Genomic DNA, 21,079 nt, shown 5'->3' on the forward strand with positions numbered 1-21,079 from the left:
GGCCTTGCCCAGGCCCGTCGATGCGATCGGATGCCGCTCGCCCAGACGCGATCCGATGTTGATGCGCCGACGCCCGCCGACCTTGTCCAGGTAGAGGGCGTGGCGTCCGTCCAGCACGCCCAGATGCACGGTGTCCTCGGTGGCCGCCGACAGTTGCTCCAGCCATGGGCGGGCGATGCGCGGCAGATGCATCTGCTGGCTGGCCGCATGGCCGAGCTCCAGCAGCTTGGGTCCCAGGGTGTAGCCCTCGCGCGGGCGGAACGAGAGCAGGCGGCGATCCACCAGCGCCGACGCCAGGCGGTGGGTGGTGCTGCGCGTCAGCTGCAGGTGTTCCGACAGTTCGGCCAGCGACAGCGGGCCATCGATCAGGGCGTCGATGACGTCCAGACCGCGCAGCAGCGTCTGGCTGCCGGAAGCCTTGGCGGCCTCCTCGGGCTCGCCCGTCTCGATTGACGCAGTTTGTCCCATCACGTAAGCACCTGTTTCAGAATGTAGCAAAACACGCAAGCAAAGCGGCGATTGACAGCCAGTTTGACGTGGAGCACGGAGAAGCGCCAGTGCCATCCCGAAATATGGGAAACGATCACCGGAACCGCACCGCGTGAGCCGGCTGTCCAGGATCAAGGCCGTGCGCGCCTTCGTGGTGCGGGGCGGCGGCGCCGACTATCACGACCAGTCGGACGGCCACTGGATCGATGACCACATCGCCACGCCGATGTCGAAATATCCCGAGTATCGGCAGAGCCGCCGCAGCTTCGGCATCAATGTGCTGGGCACCCTGGTGGTCGAGATCGAGGCCGAGAACGGCGTCGTCGGCTTCGCGGTGACGACCGGCGGCGAACCGGCCGCCTATATCGTCGAGAAGCATCTGGCCCGCTTCCTTGAAGGCCGCGATCCCTCCGACGTCGAGACCATCTGGGACCAGATGTATCTCTCGACCCAGTACTATGGCCGCAAGGGTCTGGTCGTGAACGCCATTTCCGGCGTCGATCTGGCGCTGTGGGACCTGCTGGGCCGCCTGCGTCAGGAGCCGGTTTTCGCCATGCTGGGTGGGGCGGTGCGCGACGAACTGACCTTCTACGCCACCGGCGCCCGCCCCGACCTGGCCAAGCAGATGGGCTTCATCGGCGGCAAGATGCCCCTGCACCACGGCCCGGCCGAGGGCGACGAGGGGTTCGCGAAGAACATCGCCGAGCTGGCCGAGATGCGGTCGCGCTGCGGCGACGACTTCTGGCTGATGTTCGACTGCTGGATGGCGCTGGACCTGGACTATGCGACCCGCCTCGCCCACGCGGCGAACGACCACGGCCTGAAGTGGATCGAGGAGGCGCTGAGCCCCGACGACTACTGGGGCTATCAGGCGCTGAAGAAGGCCGCCCCTCCCGGCATGCTGGTCACCACGGGCGAGCACGAGGCCACCCGTTGGGGCTTCCGCATGCTGCTGGAGATGGAGTGCTGCGACATCATCCAGCCGGACGTGGGCTGGTGCGGCGGCCTGACCGAGCTGATCAAGATCGCCGACATGGCCGACGCCCGGAAGGTGTTGACGATCCCGCACGGATCGTCCGTCTACAGCTACCATTTCGTGGTGACGCGCCATGACAGCCCGTTCGCCGAGTTCCTGATGATGGCGCCCAAGGCCAACGAGGTCGTGCCGATGTTCCATCCGCAGCTGATCGGCGAGCCCGTGCCCGTGAACGGCAAGCTCAAGGTTCCCGACCTCCCCGGGTTCGGCGTCGAGCTGAACCGGGACATCGCCCTTCACCGCCCCTATCCCCGCCAGGCGACCTGATGAAATTGTTGCGTTACGGCCCCAAAGGCCTTGAGAAACCTGGCCTTCTGGACGGTAAAGGCCGCATCCGCGACCTGTCCGGCCTCGTCTCCGACATCACGCCGGACCTGCTGCACGGCGAAGGTCTGGCGAGGCTGAAGGCCGTCGATCCTGAAAGCCTTCCGCTCGTCGAGGGCGAGCCCCGTCTGGGAACGCCGGTGAACGGCAGCCGGAAATTCATCGCCATCGGCCTGAATTTCGCCGACCACGCCGCCGAGTCCGGCCTGCCCGAACCGACCGAGCCGGTCGTGTTCATGAAAGCCATCACCTGCCTGACCGGTCCGAACGACGAGGTCATGATCCCGCGCGGCTCCGAGAAGACCGACTGGGAGGTCGAGCTGGGCATCGTCATCGGCCGGGCCGCTTCGTACGTTGAGCAGGCCCAGGCCCTGGATCACGTCGCCGGCTATGTGCTGATCAACGACGTCTCCGAGCGCGCCTTCCAGACGGAACGCGGCGGCACCTGGGACAAGGGCAAGGGCTGCGACACCTTCGGCCCCGTCGGCCCCTGGGTCGTCACCGCTGACGAGGTCGGCGATCCGCAGGACCTGGACATGTGGCTGGACCTGAACGGCAAGCGCATGCAGACCGGCAACACCCGCACCATGATCTTCGGCGTGGCCGAGATCGTGTCCTACGTCAGCCAGTTCATGACGCTGGAGCCCGGCGATCTGATCACCACCGGCACCCCTCCCGGCGTCGGCCTGGGCCAGAAGCCGGAGCCCTTCTACCTGAAGCCCGGCGACGTCATGACCCTGGGCATCGAGAAGCTTGGCCAGCAGCGACAAACCGTCGTCGCCTGGCGCGCCGCCACCGAAGAGGCCGCCTGAATGTCCGTGTTTGAAGGCCGCTTTTCCGGTCGCCGCGCCATCGTCACCGGCGGCGCCTCGGGCCTGGGCAAGGCCGCCGCCGCCCGCATCGTCGCCGAAGGCGGCCAGGTCTCGCTCTGGGACCTGAACGCCGAAACCCTGTCCGCCGCCGCCGACGAGATCGGCGCGGCCCATACGGTCGCCCTGGATGTCTCTGACCCCGACGCGGTGGCTGACGCCGCCCGTGCCGCCAAAGAGGCACTGGGCGGCCTCGACATCCTGATCGCCTCGGCCGGGATCACGGGCGCAACCGTGCCGGTGAAGGACTTCCCGATCGACAGCTGGCGGCGGGTCATCGACATCAACCTGAACGGCGTCTTCTACTGCTGCCGCGCGGTCGTGCCCTATCTGCTCGAGAACGGCTATGGACGGATCGTCAACGTGGCCTCCGTCGCGGGTAAGGAGGGCAACCCCAACGCCTCCGCCTATTCCGCTTCCAAGGCCGGGGTGATCGGCCTGACTAAGTCGCTGGGCAAGGAGTTGGCCACCTCGGGCGTGATCGTCAACAGTCTGACGCCCGCCACCTTCGAGAGCCCCATCCTGGCCCAGATGCCGCAAAGCCAGGTCGATTACATGCGCTCCAAGATCCCCATGGGACGCCTGGGCGAGGTCGATGAGAGCGCCGCCATGGTCTGTTTCATGGCGTCCGAGGAATGCAGCTTCACGACCGCCTCGACCTTCGACACCTCCGGCGGCCGGACGACCTACTAGGGGCATGCAGCAGGTGGGCAGGGACATCCGCATCGTCGATCCGCATGTCCACCTCTGGGACCTGTCGCGCGCACACTACGCCTGGCTTCAGGACGAGCCGCTGCCCCACAATCCGGCCGGCGACATGAGCCCGATCGCCCACCGCGACTACGGCCTGGCCGACTACCGTGCCGACACCGCCGGCTGGACAGTCGACAAGATCATCCATGTGGAATGCGGTCTGCCGCGCGGGGCGCAGCTGGCCGAGACGGACTGGCTGCAAACCCTCGCCGACGACAGCGGCTTCCCGCAGGGGATCGTCGCCGGCGCGGACCTGCTGGACCCCGATCTCGACGCCCTGCTGGAGGCGCACGCCGCCAGGCGCAATGTGCGCGGCGTCCGTCAGATCGTCTGCTGGCACGCTGATCCGGCCAAGACCTATACCGCCCGCGACCTGCTGCTGGACCCCGCGTGGGAGGCCGGCTTCGCCCGGTTGGCGCGGTACGGCCTGTCGTTCGACCTTCAGCTCTATCCGTCGCAGATGGCCGCGGCGGCGGCGCTGGCCGACCGCCATCCGGACATTCCCCTCATCGTCAATCACGCCGGCCTGCCGACCGATCGCGACCCGGCGGGGATAGCGGCCTGGCGCGACGGCCTGCGCGGGCTCGCCGCCCGGCCGCAGGTCTCGATCAAGATCTCCGGCCTGGGCATCACCGACCGCGCCTGGACGAGGGAGTCGATCCGGCCCGTGGCGCTGGAATGCATCGAGGCCTTCGGTGCCGGGCGCGCCATGTTCGCCAGCGACTTCCCGGTCGACAAGGTCCACGGCAGTTTCGACGCCGTATTCTCGGCCTTCGACGCCATCACCGCCGACTTCAGCGACGACGAGCGGGAGCGGCTGTTCGCCGCCAACGCCGAGGCGACCTACCGCATCTGAAAAGCACACCAAGCCGCCGCGAAAGACGGGGCCGAGAGGGAGGATTTCATGGTCATCGAAACGGACGCGGCCCACACGCCGGGCGGACTGGCCCGACCGGGGGGAAGCCTGCGCGGCCCCCTGTCCTTCGCCATCGCCTGCTTCCTGATCTGGGGGCTGGCTTACGGCCTGCTGGACGTCCTGAACATGCATTTCCAGGAGACCCTGAGCATCAGCCAGGCCGACAGCTCCTGGCTGCAGATCGCCTATTTCGGCGCCTATCTGCTGATCAGCTTCCCGGCCGGAATGCTGCTGCACGCCCGAGGCTACAAGGTCGGCATCGTCTCGGGCCTGGTGGTCACCGCGTTCGGGGCGCTGCTGTTCATCCCGGCCGCGGCGGCCGGCGCCTTCCTGCCGTTCGTCGGATCGATGTTCGTCCTGGCCGCCGGCCTGTGCATCCTCGAGACCTCGGCCGACACCTACGTCAATGTGCTGGGAGACCCGGCCAAGGCGTCGCAGCGGCTCAACCTGGCCCAGTCCTTCAACGCCCTGGGCGTCTTCTTCGGCCCGCTGATCGGCGGGGCGGTCTTCTTCAGCCCCAGCACCACGGCAGCCCTGGGCGGCGCGACCCGTTCGATCCAGACCGTGTATGGCCTGATCGCGGTGGCGGTGCTGGTCTTCGCCGTCGCCGTCTGGCGCGCCCGGCTGCCCGAGACGGGCCTGTCGGATCACGGCGACGCGGCCGCGGGCGACGCCCCTGCCCGCTCCCTCGCCCAACAGCCGCACTTCATCGCCGGCGTCGTCACCCAGGCCCTCTACATCGGCGCCCAGGTCGGCATCGGCGCCTATTTCATCAATCTGGTCACCCACACCTGGACAGGCCTGACGTCGCAGCAGGGCGCCTTCATGCTGTCGCTGGCCGCCATCGGCTATCTGGTCGGGCGGTTCGCCGCGACGGCGCTGCTGCTGCGGGTCAAACCGCGCACCCTTCTGACCACCTACGGCCTGGTCAATGTGGCGCTGACCCTGGTGGTCGCGGCCGGGATCGAGCGGATCTCGCCCATCGCCCTGGTCGCGGTCTTCTTCTTCATGTCGACCATGTTCGCGACCATCTTCGCCCTGGGCACGACCGGACTGGGAAGCGGGACCAAGAAGGCCTCGTCGCTGATGGTCATGGCGATCGGCGGCGGCGTGCTGCTGCCCTGGCCCATGGGACGGATCGCCGACCTTTATGGCGCCAACGTCGCCTTCCTGCTGCCCGCGGCCTGTTTCGCCGTGGTGGCCTGGTACGGCTGGAAGGGCGCAGGACTGGGACGGACGGCGACCGCCGCCTGAGCCTTGCCGCCGGCCTTCGGGGTTCGCGTCAGCGAACCTCGAAGGTGGTGTGCAGTTCGGCCCGGGAATCTCCGCCAATCCAGACGTCGAAGGCGCCGGGGTCCATCACCCAGCCGCGTTCCGCCGCGCTCCAGTAACGGAGCTCGGCTTCGCCCAGGGTGAAGGTCACGGTGCGGCTTTCGCCGGGAGCCAGGGTGACGCGCCGGAAGCCCTTCAGCTCGCGAACGGGGCGCGTCGCCCGGCCCGCCTGCTGATGGATGTAGAGCTGGACGGTCTCGTCGCCCGTGCGGTCGCCGGTGTTGGTGACGACCGCCGAAACGGTGATGCGTCCGTCCCGCGCCACGACAGGCCGATCGATGGCGATGTCAGAGAAGCCGAACGTCGTATAGCTGAGCCCATAGCCGAACGGGTACAGCGGCGTGGACGCCTCATCCCAGTATCGGGTGGCGACGCCCGCGGGCTCCTTGGTCGCGTTGTGCGCGTAGTAGAGCGGGATCTGACCCGCTTCGCGCGGCCAGGTCACAGGCAGCTTACCGCCGGGGTTCACGTCCCCGAACAGGACGTTGGCCACCGCCGCGCCGCCTTCGGACCCGGGATGCCATGCCTCCAGGATCGCGGGGACCTTGGCCTGGGCGTCGCGGATATCGAGCGGCCGACCGTTCATCATCACCATGACCACGGGCTTGCCCAGGGCGGCGACGGCGTCGATCAACGCCTGCTGGCGTCCCGGGAGGGACAGGGACACGCGCGAGGCCTGCTCGCCGCTCATGTAGAAGTCCTCGCCGACCACCAGCACGATCAGATCCGACCGACCGGCCAGTTCAACCGCCCGCGCGAACTCCTCGTCGGCCTGGGCTTCGGTCCAGCGTCGCGGCTGCGGCCTCAGGGCAGCGAACATCGACGCCGTCCCGCGCCGCAGCTGGACGCCAGGCGCGGTTTCGACCTCGGCCGCCCCGTTCAGCTCGGCCTTCACGCCCTCATAGAGGGTCACGGTCTCGTCCGGTTTGTCGGCGAAAGACCAAGGACCGACGGTGTCGATGGGCGAGTCCGCCATCGGCCCGATCACGGCCACGCGCCGGTGCGCGCCGCGCTCGAGCGGCAGCAGGCCGCCGGTGTTCTGCAGCAGCACCATCGACCGTTCCGCCGCCACCCGCGCCAGATCGCGATGCGCGGGCGCCGACAGCACACCCTCCGTCAGCGCGGGGTCGGTATAGGGCTGTTCGAACAGGCCCATCCGGAACTTGGCGACCAGCACCCGGCGCACGGCGCGATCAATGATCGCCTCCTCGAGCCGCCCCTGCCGGACCGCGTCGATCAGCTGGCCGAAGGCGCCGGTCCCCAGCGACATCTCCATGTCGTTTCCGGCCCTGACCGACCGCACCGCGGCGTCCATCGGGTCCAGGGAGAAGTCCTGCGGGATCAGGCTGCGCACGGCGTTGGCGTCCGAGACCACGAAGCCCTCGAACCCCAGTTCGCCGCGCAGCAGGTCGTTCAACAGCCAGTCGTTGGCCACCGCCGGAACGTCGTTCAGCTCCATATAGGCGCTCATGACATTGCCCGCGCCCGCCTCAATGGCGGCGACGAAGGGCGGCAGATAGACGTTGTACAGCTGGTTGTCGGACAGGTTGACGCTATCGTAGTCCCGCCCGCCTTCGGACGCGCCGTAGCCGATGAAATGCTTGGGGCCGGCGATGACCCGGCCGGGCGCTCCGATGGTCTCGCCTTGGAAGCCCCGAACCTGAGCGCGCGCCAGAACGGAGCCGAGGTAGGGGTCCTCGCCTGGGCCTTCGACGATACGGCCCCAGCGCGGGTCGCGCGTGATGTCCAGCATAGGGGCGAAGGTCCAGTGGATACCCGTCGCGCGCGCCTCGGCGGCGGCGACCGCCTGCGACTGCTCGACCAGATCGGGGTCCCAGGTCGCGGCCATGCCCAGCGGCACCGGGAAGATGGTCCGGAAGCCGTGCACGACATCGTAGCCGAACAGCAGCGGGATCCCGAGCCGGGTCTCCTCCACCGCCATGTGCTGCAGACGGTTGATGACGACGGGATCGCGCACGAACAACAGGGACCCCAGCCCGCCCGCCCGCACCCGCGCCTCGACCGGCGCGGCGCTGCCCAGCACGAACTGCTGGCTGATCTGGCCGACCTTCTCTTCCAGCGTCATGCGCGCGATCAGGGCGTCGGCCCGCGCCTCGGGAGACGCCAGGGGGGCAGCGACGCCGGGCGCGGACGCCGGGACGGCCGAGGGCTGCGGCCCGGTCTGGGCCAGGACGCCGGTCCCGCTCCAGCTCACGATCGCGGCGCCGAGAAGAAGACGTTGGAGAAGTCGCGACCGCATCAGACACACACCAAAAAAATGGGCCGACGCGGAGGCTGATCCACGTCGGCCAGTCAAGTCGCAGCGGCCCGGGAGACCGCTCCGGCTCAGGATCAGAACGTCTTACGAATGCCCACCGAGATCATCCGCCCCAGGGTCGCACCGTTCGCCGTGCCGCCGGCCGCATTGTAGTACGGCGGCGTTTCGTCGAGCAGGTTGTCGAGATTGACGGTCAGCGTCGTGTCGCTCAGGACCCCGCCGAACGACAGGTCATAGGCGGCGAACAGATTGACCGTGGTGAAGCTGTCGATCTCGGTCTGGCCGACGATGCCCTGCACATCCGCCGCAGCGTTGTGATTGACCGTCAGTTCTACGGCGAACGCATCGATCGACACACCCGCAGATCCGACCAGGGAATAGGGGCTGGATCCGTTGTTGAACTCGTCGGTCACCGGACCGCCGGCGATGGGGCGGCTGTCGCGGGTCAGGTTATAGGTCCCGGCCAGGCCGACGTGCCAGACCCCGAAATCAGCGGGGCGGAAATACTGCAGATTGAAGTCGATGCCGTCGACATCGAGCGTGCCCAGATTGGTGCGGCGCGCGTCGATCAGGACGGCCGGCGTCAGGAAGCCGGTGTACAGGGCCGCGATGCTGGGCGCCCCCTCGACCCGCATTCCGGAAGTGGCCGCAAGCGCCTGGGCCTGGGTCGGATTGCGGATGAAGTAGGAGGCATAGGCGGGGTTGGCGAAGAAGGGCGCGCCGCTCAGGAACGGCGCCAGGCCGATCGCATCGGTGAAGGCGACGTTGAAATAGGTCACGCTGGCGCTAAAGCCGTCCAGCGCGCCCTCAGGCTTCCAGTCGAAGCCCAGCGACCAGGTGTCGGCCTCTTCCGGCTTCAGGTTGGGGTTGCCCCCCGCCAGAAGGATGGTGGGGCGGAACAGGTCGGTGAAGGGACTGCCGGCCGGAAGGAACGGACTGACGCTCAGGACCTGGGCGCGCGTATCGACCGCCTGGCCCATGTCCGCCAGGCTCGGCGCGTGGAACGAGGTCCCCCAGTTGCCGCGCACGGTCAGCGACGGAATGGGGCGGTAGTTGAACCCGATCTTGGGATTGGTCGTGTCGCCGACGTCGCTATAGGAATCGTAGCGCACCGAAGCGGACAGATCGAACGATCCCAGCGAGACGCTGTCGAACACCGGAACCAGCACTTCGCCGAAGACCGATTTGACGTCCCGCTTGGCGGAGGCCTCGCCCAGAACCAGAGCGGACGGCGGACCGGCTCCCTGCTCGGCGTCGATCGTCTCCTCGTGATACTCGGCGCCGAGGGCCACCTTCACCTCCCCGGCGGGCAGGCTCCACAGCACGCCGTCGGCGACGGCGCGGACTTCGCGGATTTCCTGGACCGAGTGCCCATAGCTCTGGAAGTTGATGATCCCGTCCAGCACCGCCCGGTTGGTGGCGCCGACATTGTAGGGATTGAGCGCGGTCGCGGTCGTCGTTCCCGCCAGCGCCGCGGCTTCCGCGGCGGTGTTGATCTGCCAGGTCCGCACCAGGTTGGTGCTCCGGCCCCAGTTCAGTGAACCGCGCAGGCGCCAGTCGTCGTTCAGCTGATAGGTCAGCGAGGGCGTCAGGCCGGCGGAGGTGAAGCGGCTGCTGTTCTCGGGCGCATCAACGCCCCAGGCCGCCGAATAGTTGAAGGCGACCGAGTGACCGAGCTCGCCCGCGACGGACTGGAAATAGGGGTTCGCCGCCGTGATTGTGCCGCTGCCCCGGATGCCGGTGCCTTCGGTGGCCGACATGCCCCGACGGGTGGTCTCGCGCTGGGCGTAATAACCGGTCGCTTCGAACACCAGACGGTCGCTCAGGTTATGAGTGACCGCGGCGAACAGGCTGTGACGCTCTTCTTCCGGATAGAAGTCGATGACATCGGCTTCGTCGCACAGGTTCGTCCCCGGCGTCCGGCTCGGCAGGGTGTAGTTCACGCCCGGCAGGAGCGGAGAGAAGGGATTGGGGGTCGTGATCGTGCCCGGCGAACAGGCGTTCGACCGCAGATCCGAGCCGCCCCGGCTGCGCAGGTCCTGGGTGAAATAGTCCCGGTCGGCGCCGATGATGTTGCTGTGCCGGGCGTAGGCGTAGGAGATGATGGCCGAACCGCCGGTCCAGTCGTGGCCCGCCGTCAGGTTCAGGTCGGACTGGTCGTAGCCGTCGGCGACGCCGTAGCGGCCGGTCAGCTCGACGCCGTCGAAGCGCTTGCGGGTGATGAAGTTGACCACGCCGCCGATGGCGTCGGAGCCATAGATGGACGACCCGCCGTCAGGGATCACCTCGACGCGTTCGATCATGCCCGGCGGGATGATGCTCGGGTCCGGCGAGGTCTGCAGGACCCCGGCGCCGACCAGGCGGTTCCCGTTCAGCAGGACCAGCGTCGTCGAGCCGCCCGAGGCGCCAAGGTTACGGATGTTGGGCCGGTTGATCGGCAGGGCGATCGTGCCGCCGGGCTGGGGCGCGCCGTTGAACGAGTTCGAAATCTGCGGGATCCGCGCCAGCAGATCGTTGGAAGACGCAACGCCGGTCCGGGTGATGTCCTCGCGATCGACGCTGACCACATTGGTGCCCGTCGGCGCGACGCCGCGCAGCAGAGTGCCGGTCACCACGACATCATCGATCGCGACCGGCTCGTCCTCGGGCGCGCTCGACGGAGCGGGCGCGACCTGCGCCACCGCGGCTCCGGCCGCACTGACGCCGAGAACGACGAGAGCGGTCGTCGCCAGCAGTCTCATGGTCAAGGTCGCATTTCGCATATGTCATCCCCCCAGGCCTCGTGGACCTGTCCGCCTCGGCGGTTGTTTCCGGACATCGGCGCGACCGAGAAACGGGGGGCCGACGAATCACTCCCAGCGACAGTTGAACCTGTCGTCCCAGATTGTGAGCGGAGGTTCCGTTATTTCGAAAGTGTCGTCAACAATTATTTGAGCGATTGCATAACCAAACCGCGCGGGGCTAGCTATCCCGTGTCGCCGTCCGCACACGGACGCTCCGAAGGGCGAGATGATCGCCGCCGTCGCCGCCCAGGAGGTCTGTCCCATGTCGTCCCCGATCACCCGTCTCGGACTCATGTTCGCCGCCTGCCTGGCCCTCGCCCTCCCCGCCCGGGCCCAGTCGCCCGCGTTCGACGTCTGGCCGGGCGCGGCCCCGGGATCGGAACATGCGACTCAGGTCGAGGTGGCCAGCCCCTTCCCCACCGGCGCCTTCCAGGTGGTGCGCAACGTCACCCGACCGACCTTGCAGGTCTTCCAACCCGCGCCCGGGACCGCGACCGGCGCCGCCGTCATCGTCGCGCCGGGCGGCGGCTTCCGCTTTCTGACCATGCAGGCCGAGGGCGTGGACGTCGCCCGGGCGCTGACCGCTCACGGCATCACGGTCTTCGTGCTGAAGTACCGGACCATCGAGACGCCGGTCGACGACCGCCAGCTCTGGCGCGAATTCTTCGTCTTCATGGCCCAGGCGAGCGCGCGCGGCGGCGAGTTGAACCTGGACGACGCCGCTGCACCCGGCGTCGAGGACGGCCTCCAGGCCCTAGCCCTGGTGCGCAGCCGCGCGGCGGACTGGGGCGTCGATCCGGCCAAGGTCGGCATGATCGGCTTCTCGGCCGGAGCGAGAGTGACCGCCGGCGCCCTTCTGGCCCCGGACGCGGCCGCCCGTCCCGCCTTCGCCGCCCTGATCTACGGCGCCGCGTTCAACGACGCGCCCGTGCCCACGGACCTGCCTCCGGTGTTCCTGGCCGTCGCCGGTGACGACAAACTGGCCGCCCCGACGGTCCTGCGCTTCTACCAAGCCGCCTCGCGCGGGACCCGGCAGCCCGAACTGCACGTCTACGCCAAGGGCGGGCACGGCTTCGGCATGAACCATCAGGGAACCAGCAGCGACTTCTGGATCGACGACCTGCTCAACTGGCTGACGGTCCAGGACCTCGCCAGGCCCTGACGGGACTCAGCGGGCCGCCAGGTCGGCCAGCGCGGTCTTCAACACCTTGCCCAGGGCGTTGCGCGGCAGTTCGTCCAGGCGGATGACGGCGGACAGGCGCTGAACCGGCCCAAGCCGCTCATTGGCCCAGGCCCGGACGGCCTCAACATCAACATCCGACGCGCCGACCACGAACCCCACCGGGGTTTCGCCCCATTTTTCGTCCGGCACGCCCACGACGGCGGACTCGGTCACCGCCGGATGCTGATCCAGCTGCTTCTCAAGATCGACCGGGTAGATGTTGAATCCGCCCGAGATAATCATGTCCTTCTTGCGCCCGACGATCTCCAGGAAGCCGTCTTCATCGAACCGCCCCAGATCGCCGGTGCGGATAAAGGCCCGACCGTCCGCGGCCTCCCAGCGCCCGGCCGCGGTCGCCTCGGGACGATTGTGATAGCCGGCCATCATCATCTGTTCGGAGTAGCTGACGATCTCGCCGACCTCCCCGACCGCCAGTTCGAGGCCGACGTCGTCGATGATCCGCATGTCGGCGCCCGGTGCGGGCATGCCGACGGTGTGGAGCTTGTGCGGGAACAGATGGGCGGGCAGCAGACAGACGCCGCCGCCCTCGGTCATGCCGAACAGCTCCAGAAGGCCGCCAGGCCAGCGCCGCAGCACCTCGGACTTCAGCTCGACCGAGAACGGCGCGCTGGTGCATAGCTTCAGCAGGAACGCCGACAGGTCCGCGCCGTCGAACAGGGGGCTCGCCATCAGCCGCTGGTACTGCACCGGAACCAGCATGGTGTGGGTCGCCGCGTGCTGTTCCGCCAGGCGCAGGAATTCGCCCACATCGAATTTGCGCATCAGGACGACCGTGCCGCCCGACAGCAGGGCCGGCAGCAGGGTGACCAGCGTCGTGTTCGAATACATCGGCGTCGTCAGCAGGGTGACGGCCTGGGAACCGAACAGGCCGGCCAAGGCGCCCATCTGCCGCTCGCGCATGGCGTGGGAGTGGATGATGCCCTTGGGGACCCCCGTGGTGCCCGATGAATAGATCAGGTTGAACGCTGCGCCCGGCGCGATCTCGACGGCGGTCGGCGCCGCGCCGGACGGCGCCAGCCAGGCCGGCCAGGCCCCTTCGTCCTCGCCGTCGCCGTCGAGGATGACGACCAGGGGGCCGCCTTCGGATGTCTCGATCCGGCCGAACTGGGCGCTGTCAGCGAACACCAGCGCGGGCCGGGCGTCGCCCAGCATGGCGGCCAGCACTTCGGCCGTGACGCCGGTCGCCAGCGGAACGGGCGTCATCCCGGCCCGCACGGCGCCGAGGAAGGCGACGGCGTAGGCCAATCCCGGCTCACCCAACAGGGCGACGCGATCCCCGACCGACAGCCCGTCCCGTTGCAGCGCGGCGGCGGTCCGGTCCATCAGCTGATCCAGGACGGCGTAGCTCAGGACCGTCCCGCCTTGGATCAGCGCTGCACGGTCGCCCGTTTCCCCGGCGTGATGGGTGATGGCCCCGGAAAGGGACGATGGTGCTGACATGTCCGGCGCGTCTCAGTTCGGCGTGAAGGTGAAGGTCGTGGCCCCGGAGCCCACCGCATAGACCGCGTGGCCGTCCTGGACCCGCAGGTAGCGCGCGCCGCGGGGCTGGCGAGCCAGGCGCTCGCCGCCGTTGGGCAGCCAGATCTCCGCCCGGGTCGCTCCGGGGACGACCACGTCGAGCACGGCCTGGGTCCCGTCACGGCGCCAAGCCGACCGGATCTGTCCACGCGGCGCGTCGATCGTGGCGGCGGCGTGATCCAGACCCGACGGCAAGGCGGGGCGAATGACCAGATCGGCATAGCCGGGCGACGCGGGCCGGATGCCGGCGAGCCCCTCGTAGAACCAGTCGCTGATCGACGCGAAATAGTGGTGGTTCCAGGATCGGGAGGTCAGTCCCCACCCCTCCAGCATCGAGTTGATGTCGTTCTCCAGCCAGAAGCCCCAGCTGGGCTGGGTCGTGCGGGTGGCCGTCCGGTAGACGGTGTCCGCATGGCCGTGGTCGGTCAGCAGGGTCATGGCGTAGCGCAGCGGGTAGACGCCCATAGTCAGGGTCAGGTCGTTCGCTTCCAGATCGGCGGCCACCGCATCGGCGACGGCCTGCGCCTCACCGTCCGGAACCAGGCCGAACGCCAGCGGCAGGATGTTCTGGGTCTGGCTGAACGGCGGCGTCGGACCGTTCGCGATCGGCGGCGTCAGATAGCGCCGGGCCGCCGCATTCCAGTATTTCCGATTGTAGGCCTCGCGAACGCGCCCAGCGAGCTCGCCGTACCGCGCCGCGTCCTCCGCCTTGCCCAGCGCCGCCGCGTTGCGCGCCAGCATCGAGACCATGTGGAAATAGTAGGCCGACGACGTCGCATCGACCGGACCGAACGGCCCCTTCCCGGCATAGTCGCCCAAGCCTCGGGCATAGGTGAAGTCGGGCGCGGTGATGAGCGTGCCGGTGTAGTCGACCAGCCGCTTCTGGGCCTCGTACATCGCCGCCAGGGTCGTCTCGTCGCCGTAGTGGCGCACCAGCTCGTCCGGGATCACGAATATCGCCGCGTCCCAGGCGGGCGTCGGTCCCCAGATGAAGGACCAGCCCGGCGTCTGCTCGAAGCCGTAGAATGAGGTCGAGGGCACGATCTCCGGCAGCTCCCCGCTGGACGCCTGGGCGTCGCGGAAGTCGGCCAGCCATTTGGTCCAGACCCGCGCCATCCCGAAATTCACGCCCGCGGCGGCCGACGACGCCTGGGCGTCTCCGGTCCAGCCGTTCTTCTCCAGGCTGGGCGTGTCGGTCATCAGCCCGTGCATGTTGTTCAGCAGGGCGTTCTGCGACGCCTGCTGGATTCGGTTCAGCAAGGAATTGCCGCTCTCGAAGGCGCCGATCCGGGGCACGTCGGAATGGATGATCTCGGCGACTACCAAGTCGTCGGCCGGCGGCGCGTCCAGGCCCTCGACCTGGATATAGCGGAACCCGGCATAGCTGAAACGCGGAGCCCAACGTTCCGTCCCGGCACCGGAGAAGGTGTAGCGCAGCGTCTGCAGCTGGGCATCGATCAGGCCGCTGGCCACCAGAGCGGTTCCGTCCTCGGCCTTCTTCTCGGTCAGGACCAGGCTGACCGTCCGTCCGTTCGCTCCCGACATCGTCAGGCGGGGCCGCCCGGTCAGGATGCGTCCGAAATCGAACACCCAGACGCCCGGACGGACCTCGGTGCGTGCGACCGGGCGCAGGTCCTCGATCGGACGGATCGGCTCGGCCGCGGCGGCGACGAGGGCGCCGCGCGGGCCTGCCGCTTCCATCGCCGGCGTCCAGTCGTTCGCAGCGAACGCGGCGGTCCTCCAGCCCTGCGGCTCCAGCCGGGCGTCATAGCGTTCGCCGGCGTAGATGGAGTCGTGGCGGGTCGGCCCGTCGGCGGTCTTCCAGTTCCGGTCGGAGGCGATCACCTGACGGCGTCCGTCGGCGAAGACGATCTCCAGCTGCGCGCGCAGGGCCGGTTCGGCATGCCATGCCGCCTGATGGAAATACCATTCATTGGGCTCGGTGACGCCGTACCAGCCCCGCCCCAGTTCGGCCGCCAGCACGTTCCGCCCTCGCGCCAGCAGCGGCGCGACATCATAGGCCTGATACAGGACCCGATGATCGTAGTCGGTCCACCCCGGCGCCATCGGCAGTTCCGACAGGGGCGTGCCGTTCACCGTCATATCGGCCCAGCCGCCGACGGCGACATACAGCCGGGCGGAAGCGATCTCGCCCGCTTCCAGATCGAAGTCCCGCCGCAGCAGGGGCGCGGGATTGGACAGGGGCAGAACGATGTCCTTGGTCGGCACCCCCGAGGGCAGCAGCAGGCCGTCCGGGCCGACGCTCCCGCCGCTCAGGGGATTCTCGCCCCGCTCGAACCGGGTCTCGAAGGCCGGGCCGTCGGAGGCCGACGCCGGCGCGATCGAAAGGCCGTGGATCACGGCCGCATCGGCGGCCGGAGCCAGGAAGCCGACCGTACCCCGCGTCTGGCTGGCGTCGCGGAGCGCGTCGACCTGACGTCCGTCCAGGCGGGTGACGATCCGGTCGCCCACGGCCTCGATGGTCAGGACATGGCGTCCCTGGCGCAGCGCCGCGGCCGAAACGCCCAAAGGTACAGTCTTCAGGACGGTCTGATTGACCATCGAGCGGCTGCCGCCCGGATAATCGCGGACCTGGGCGATCAGGACGGCGGCGCCGCCCTCGTCCTCGGAGATGCGCCAGGCGTAGGCCTCGCCATAGGTCTTGCCGACCGGGCTGGCCCGGAAGAGCACATCGAACATGCGCCCCCGCAGCGTGAAGTCGACGGTGATGACCGCGTCGGACCAGCCGGTCGGGGCCGTCGCGTTGCGCTGGATCCAGCGCCCCTGCCAATCGCCCGGCTGGAGCAGCCCGGCCTCCCAGGACGCCGGCGTGCTCCAGGGCGTGGCGCGGCCACGTGCATCCCACAGGCGGACCTGCCACACGCGCCGTTCCCGGGACGCCGCCACGGGGCCGTCATAGGTCGCGGCGGCGGCGGTCGGCGACGCTGTCCGCCCGCTGTCCCACAGCAGCCGTCCCTCGCCCAGGTCGCGTTCGGACGCCGCGACGCGCACCTGCCAGGCGGTCTGCCCGCGAACCGGCGGCCGCCATGACAACCGGGGCCGGGGCGTATCCACGCCGATCGGATCGACGGCCCCGTTGGTTCTCAAGGCGACGGGCCGGTCCGTCGGTTCCCCCTCGGCGCGAACAGCGCCGACCGACAACAGAAGGCAGGCCAGGGCCGCCATGACCAGCTTGAGCATCGACATGGCGCAATTCTCCCTCGCCGCCGCGACGGGCGGTTGCTGACGACGGTCTGGCCGCCCCTTCGGTCGGCTGTGGCTTACTGGGTCGGCGGGGTCGCCGGGATGGCGGCCAGCGCGGCGTCGAGCGCGGCCAGGGCCGCGTCGTCCAGATTGGCCTGCGGGAACTCAGCCAGCTGGCGCGGCGTCAGGCCGGCGATCATCTCGCTGATGCTGGCGGTTTCTTCCGGCGTCATCGGCGGCTGGCCGGCGGCGATCCGGCGCCGTTCGAAGAAGGCGCCGACCACCACCCGCGCCTGGGGGTCGGCGGTCAGGTCGGCCATGGTCACGTCGATCGAGAATTTCGGCTTGGCCGGCGCTTCGGCGGCGGGCGCCGGAGCGGTCTGGGCCAGGGCCGGCGCGGCTCCGGCGAGGGACAGGGCGGCGACGAAGGCGATGCGGCGGATCATGGGAGTGTTCCTGTTCTGGATCATGTGAGCGTCCGGACTATCGGACAAGAACCTGTGTCAGCGCCTCGATATGCGCCTCGATGACGTCCGGGTCGGACGGGTCGATATTCCACACGCGGCGAACCTCGGGCGCCAGGGTGTAGAAGGTCTGGGCGGCGCCGACGAAGATGTAGACCAGCGCCGGCGTGGAAACGTTCGGCAGTATGCCTTCCCGTTTGCACATTTCGATGAACCGGGCCGAGACCTTGCTGATGTCGGCGATGAAGCTGTCGGTGGCCCAGTGCAGGCGCTCGCTGTCGCGCATGCTCTCCTGCATCATCAGCCGGGCGTGTTCGGGATGCTTGGCCGAATAGACGACGACGGCGCGGATCACCGCCTTGGCGTAGGCCCGGAAATCGGCGTGGACAGGATCGTCCGGCCGCGGCAGCGCCAGCTCCTTGGCCTGCCGTTCGAACAGGAAGGCGACCGCGGCTCGCCAGAGGGCGTCCTTGCTGGAGAAGTGGTATTTGATCAGGGCGTTGTGCGCACCGGCCAGGGCCGCGATCTCTCGCGTCGAGGCGCCGTCGAAGCCCTTTTCGGAGAAGACCTCCAGCGCCGCCTGAAGCAGGCTCGCCTGGGTCGCCTCTCTTTGCTGGACTCTGAGGTTCACCCGCGTTTCCAAGACAACTCGCCCGAAATCCTTCGTTTCCTGAGTGCCGTCCTTGCCGGCGAAGCGTTCGACTCTGTGTTCGAAATCCGCGCCGCCGAAGGTCACTCGACATTCGTTATGCATCTGCATAGCGTGATGCGCAAGTGATCTGGCTTAAGGGGCGGAACTGTACTCCGTCGGCCGATCCGGGAGAAATCTCAGATGGATCAGACACGTCGACTGCGGAGCGTGCGCGCCGCCTGGACCGCCGCCTGCCTGGGCCTGACGCTGGCGGCCGGCTCGGCCTGCGCCCAGACGCCGCCGTCCACGACGCCGGGTACCCCGGTCACCGCCCGGATCCCGCAAGGGGCGCTGGTCGGGGTGGACGAAGGCGACGTCCGGTCGTTCAAGGGCATTCCCTACGCCGCCCCGCCGGTCGGCGACCTGCGCTGGCGGGCGCCGCGGCCCGCGGCCGCCTGGACGGGCGTGCGCGACGCCTCGGCCTTCGGCGCCGACTGCATCCAGCCCCGCCCCGGCTGGGACGACACCCAGTCGAAGCAGCCGACCAGCGAGGACTGCCTGACCCTGAACGTCTGGGCGCCGGAGACACGGACGGCGGAGCCCCTCCCCGTCATCGTCTGGATCCACGGCGGCGGCTTCATCATGGGCTCCGGCAGCCAACCGCTCTTCGACGGCGCCCGGCTGGCTTCGCGCGGCGTCGTGGTGGTGACCTTCAACTACCGGCTCGGCCGTTTCGGCTTCTTCGCCCATCCCGCCTTGACGGCGGAAGCGGGCGACGCGCCGACGGCCAACTATGGCCTGATGGACCAGGTCGCGGCGCTGCGCTGGGTGCACGACAACATCAACGCCCTGGGCGGCGACCCCGAGCGGGTCACCATCATGGGCCAGTCGGCCGGCGGCGGCTCGGTCCTGCAGTTGATGACCATGGCCGAGGCCCGGGGTCTGTTCCGGGGGGCCGTCGTCCAGTCCGGCGGCGGTCGCGACCACCTGCCGCCCCTCACGGCGCCGGCCGGCCAGCGATCGGGCGAAAGCGTCGGCGAGGCCTTCGCCGCCTCGGTCAATCTCAGGAACGCCACGGCGGCTGACCTCCGGGCCCTTCCGGCCGAGCGGGTGCGCGGGCGGCTGGACCTGTTGAACCCTGAGCGGAACACCTTCACCGGCCCGATCATCGACGGGCGGCTGGTCACCACCCAGACCCTCGACGCCTTCACGCGCGGGGAGCAGGCTCCCGTACCCCTGATCATCGGCGCCACCAATTTCGAGCTCGGCTCGATCCCGTCCTTCCTGCGCGGAATGGTCGCCGACCGCACGCTGGAGGACGTCGAGGTCTCCAAGCCGGACCTGATGACCATCTACGGAACCTCCGACACCCTCAACCGGGCCATGCCGTCCGAGCTCACCTTCGTCGAACCGGCCCGGCGGCTGGCCGCACTCGACGCGGCCGCGGGCCATCCGGTCTGGCTTTACAGCTTCGGCTATGTCGCCGAGAGCAAGCGACGCGAATGGTCGGGAGCGCCGCACGCCTCGGACCTCGGCTACGGCTTCGACACCCTGGGCCGGCTCAAGGGCGACTATTCCGAGGCCGACCAGCGCATCGCCACGGCCATGGCCGACTACTGGGCGGCGTTCGCGCGGGATGGTCGGCCGGACGCCTCGGGCCAGCCCGAATGGCCCCGGTACAACCCGGACAGCGACCGGGCTCTGCTGGTCGGCGAGACCGGCGTCTCCGTCGGCCCGTCGCCCGAGGCCGCCCGCCTCGACGCCCTGGGCCGGTTGCGCGACGCCGCCCGGGCTGTCTCCCCCTAGCTCAAGGGCCTTTATTCCCGGGGCGTCAGCACGATCTTCAGAGCCCCCGCGCCGGACGCCGTGACGCGGACGACCTGTGCGGTCCGATCATGCTCCCAGACGGCGTCCGCGCCGGAAAGAGCGGCGTCCACGCCCTCAGGGAAGCGCCAGGCCGGCACAAAGATTTCCGTTGGGGCGCCGACCGCGGGATCGGCCTCGACGGTCACCGTGAAGCGGCGCGCGTCGGCCTCGAAGGCCATGGCCGTGATCACGCCCTGCGCGCTCCGGGCATAGGGTCGCGAGAAGCCAGCCAGCCCGCGGGCGCCCGACGCCGGATCGTCCTCGGCGGTCGCCTGGTCGACGGAATAGATCGACAGGTCCTCCTGGTTCCACCCGTCCCCGACCCGCAGGTCGTTGCGGTTGGTCGCCGTATAGTTCCACTGGGTTGAGGACAGCAGCAGCGCGTCCAGGGTGTCGTACATCAGCCCCAGCGCGGTCGCATGGGCGCTCCAGACCTCGTCGCCGCGCTCGCCCGACGCCCAGCGGTCGAAAGCCTCGCCATGGTTGAGGTCGTAGGGAATGCCGAATTCGCCGACAAGGGTCGGCGCGCCCCCTTCCCTCATCGTCAGCCCCATCGCCCGGATATAACTCAGCTGGAACGCATAGCGCTGGCGGCGGGCGTCCAGATCGGACTGCGGGTCGAACAGTTTCGAGCCCAGGATCTCGACGTCATACCAATGGCTGGCGTTCACCGTCCGGGCCGGCATAGGGCTGGGGAAGGTCTTTCCCTGCAGCATCAGATAGGGGCACATCTCGCCGAACAGCAGCCAGTCCGGGCGGACGTCGCGGATCGCCGCGGCCACCCTGCCGAAGAACGGCCGCATGAAGTCTCGCTCGTGATCCAGCTTCTCGCCGTCCCGGACACGGAAAAAGTCCTCGTCCACGACCACCGCGGCGTTGCCGTGAAGCGCCCACGCCCCGGCCGTCTCGAAGGGGTCGGGTCCGTCGTCCAGCCAAATCGATGCGCGGTCGGGGTTCACCACCGTCTCGCCGACCTCGGCCATCTCGAATCCCTGACGGCGCTCGAGCACCGGCAGGCGAACGGCCTGTCCCCGGGCGGCCTTCAGGCTGTCCAGCGGCGTCCACGACGGTCCCGGCCACAGCGGCGTGGCGTTGTCCGCATCCGGTCCGGTCCGGCGCTGCGACACCTTCTGCCCGACCCAGCCCTGACCGGGCTCGTTCAGGCTGTCGAAGCCGATCACATTGTTCAGGGACTTCACCCGGTCCGCGACCGCCCGCATGGCGCCCAGATAGGCGCCCTGAAGGAAGTCCTGCACGTTGACGCCGCCGACCTTCCAGTCGGGTGTCAGGGTCGCCCCCGCGAAGAAGGCGGTCCACATGATCCCGTTGACCGGCATCTGGTAGTTTCGCGGCCAGCTCATCATCGGATAGCG

At 68.9% G+C, this 21,079-nt stretch carries 15 protein-coding genes; 7 read left to right on the forward strand and 8 right to left on the reverse strand.

The features are described from left to right. A partial coding sequence (locus Q0C81_RS03370; RefSeq protein ID WP_291833569.1) for a helix-turn-helix domain-containing protein occupies positions 1–468 on the reverse strand: 468 nt, incomplete at its 3' end. Between the two features lie 133 nt (positions 469–601). On the opposite strand from Q0C81_RS03370, the gene rhmD reads away from it, so the two are divergent. The 5 genes from rhmD to Q0C81_RS03395 are packed head-to-tail and all read left to right on the forward strand — an operon-like array spanning position 602 to position 5,641. Continuing rightward, a complete protein-coding gene (rhmD, locus tag Q0C81_RS03375) occupies positions 602–1,792 on the forward strand; it encodes an L-rhamnonate dehydratase (protein ID WP_291833527.1) in 1,191 nt (396 codons plus the stop codon). After that, the gene (locus Q0C81_RS03380) at positions 1,792–2,661 is read left to right on the forward strand and encodes a fumarylacetoacetate hydrolase family protein (RefSeq protein ID WP_291833530.1); all 870 of its coding nucleotides are present in this window, start codon (positions 1,792–1,794) and stop codon (positions 2,659–2,661) included. The genes rhmD and Q0C81_RS03380 overlap by 1 nt, the downstream gene beginning before the upstream one ends. Continuing rightward, positions 2,662–3,411, forward strand: coding sequence for an SDR family NAD(P)-dependent oxidoreductase (locus tag Q0C81_RS03385; RefSeq protein ID WP_291833532.1), 750 nt, complete (start codon positions 2,662–2,664; stop codon positions 3,409–3,411). A gap of 4 nt (positions 3,412–3,415) precedes the next feature. After that, entirely contained in the window at positions 3,416–4,327 is a 912-nt protein-coding gene (locus tag Q0C81_RS03390) for an amidohydrolase (protein WP_291833535.1), read from the forward strand. 48 nt (positions 4,328–4,375) lie between these two features. Further along, positions 4,376–5,641: an MFS transporter gene (locus Q0C81_RS03395; protein WP_291833538.1), complete on the forward strand. Its 1,266-nt coding sequence runs from the start codon at positions 4,376–4,378 to the stop codon at positions 5,639–5,641. 28 nt (positions 5,642–5,669) lie between these two features. Here the strand turns inward: Q0C81_RS03395 and bglX are convergent, their stop codons facing one another. Together bglX and Q0C81_RS03405 are read right to left on the reverse strand one after the other, a co-directional pair. Next, entirely contained in the window at positions 5,670–7,934 is a 2,265-nt protein-coding gene (gene bglX, locus Q0C81_RS03400) for a beta-glucosidase BglX (protein ID WP_291833541.1), read from the reverse strand. Between the two features lie 137 nt (positions 7,935–8,071). Then, positions 8,072–10,738 (reverse strand): TonB-dependent receptor, encoded by a 2,667-nt coding sequence (locus tag Q0C81_RS03405; protein ID WP_291833545.1) that lies wholly within the window; start codon positions 10,736–10,738, stop codon positions 8,072–8,074. A gap of 268 nt (positions 10,739–11,006) precedes the next feature. Between Q0C81_RS03405 and Q0C81_RS03410 the strand changes: the two genes are divergently transcribed. After that, positions 11,007–11,942: an alpha/beta hydrolase gene (locus tag Q0C81_RS03410; protein ID WP_291833548.1), complete on the forward strand. Its 936-nt coding sequence runs from the start codon at positions 11,007–11,009 to the stop codon at positions 11,940–11,942. A gap of 6 nt (positions 11,943–11,948) precedes the next feature. Here the strand turns inward: Q0C81_RS03410 and Q0C81_RS03415 are convergent, their stop codons facing one another. From Q0C81_RS03415 to Q0C81_RS03430, 4 genes are all read right to left on the reverse strand, one after another. Beyond that, a complete protein-coding gene (locus Q0C81_RS03415) occupies positions 11,949–13,463 on the reverse strand; it encodes a class I adenylate-forming enzyme family protein (protein WP_291833551.1) in 1,515 nt (504 codons plus the stop codon). 12 nt (positions 13,464–13,475) lie between these two features. Next, complete coding sequence (locus Q0C81_RS03420) at positions 13,476–16,748, reverse strand: family 78 glycoside hydrolase catalytic domain (protein WP_291833554.1); 3,273 nt, start codon at positions 16,746–16,748, stop codon at positions 13,476–13,478. Between the two features lie 74 nt (positions 16,749–16,822). After that, positions 16,823–17,191 carry a hypothetical protein gene (locus Q0C81_RS03425; RefSeq protein ID WP_291833558.1) on the reverse strand — a complete coding sequence of 123 codons (369 nt, stop codon included), beginning with the start codon at positions 17,189–17,191 and terminating at the stop codon, positions 16,823–16,825. Between the two features lie 37 nt (positions 17,192–17,228). Beyond that, positions 17,229–17,840: a TetR/AcrR family transcriptional regulator gene (locus Q0C81_RS03430; protein WP_291833561.1), complete on the reverse strand. Its 612-nt coding sequence runs from the start codon at positions 17,838–17,840 to the stop codon at positions 17,229–17,231. A gap of 201 nt (positions 17,841–18,041) precedes the next feature. Here Q0C81_RS03430 and Q0C81_RS03435 point away from each other — a divergent pair, with 201 nt between their 5' ends. Next, positions 18,042–19,646 (forward strand): carboxylesterase family protein, encoded by a 1,605-nt coding sequence (locus tag Q0C81_RS03435; protein WP_291833564.1) that lies wholly within the window; start codon positions 18,042–18,044, stop codon positions 19,644–19,646. 11 nt (positions 19,647–19,657) lie between these two features. Here the strand turns inward: Q0C81_RS03435 and Q0C81_RS03440 are convergent. Next, on the reverse strand, positions 19,658–21,079 hold a 1,422-nt coding region (locus tag Q0C81_RS03440), incomplete at its 5' end, for an endoglucanase (protein WP_291833567.1).

The sequence above is a fragment of the Brevundimonas sp. genome (assembly GCF_023259385.1).
Classification (GTDB): Bacteria; Pseudomonadota; Alphaproteobacteria; order Caulobacterales; family Caulobacteraceae; genus Brevundimonas.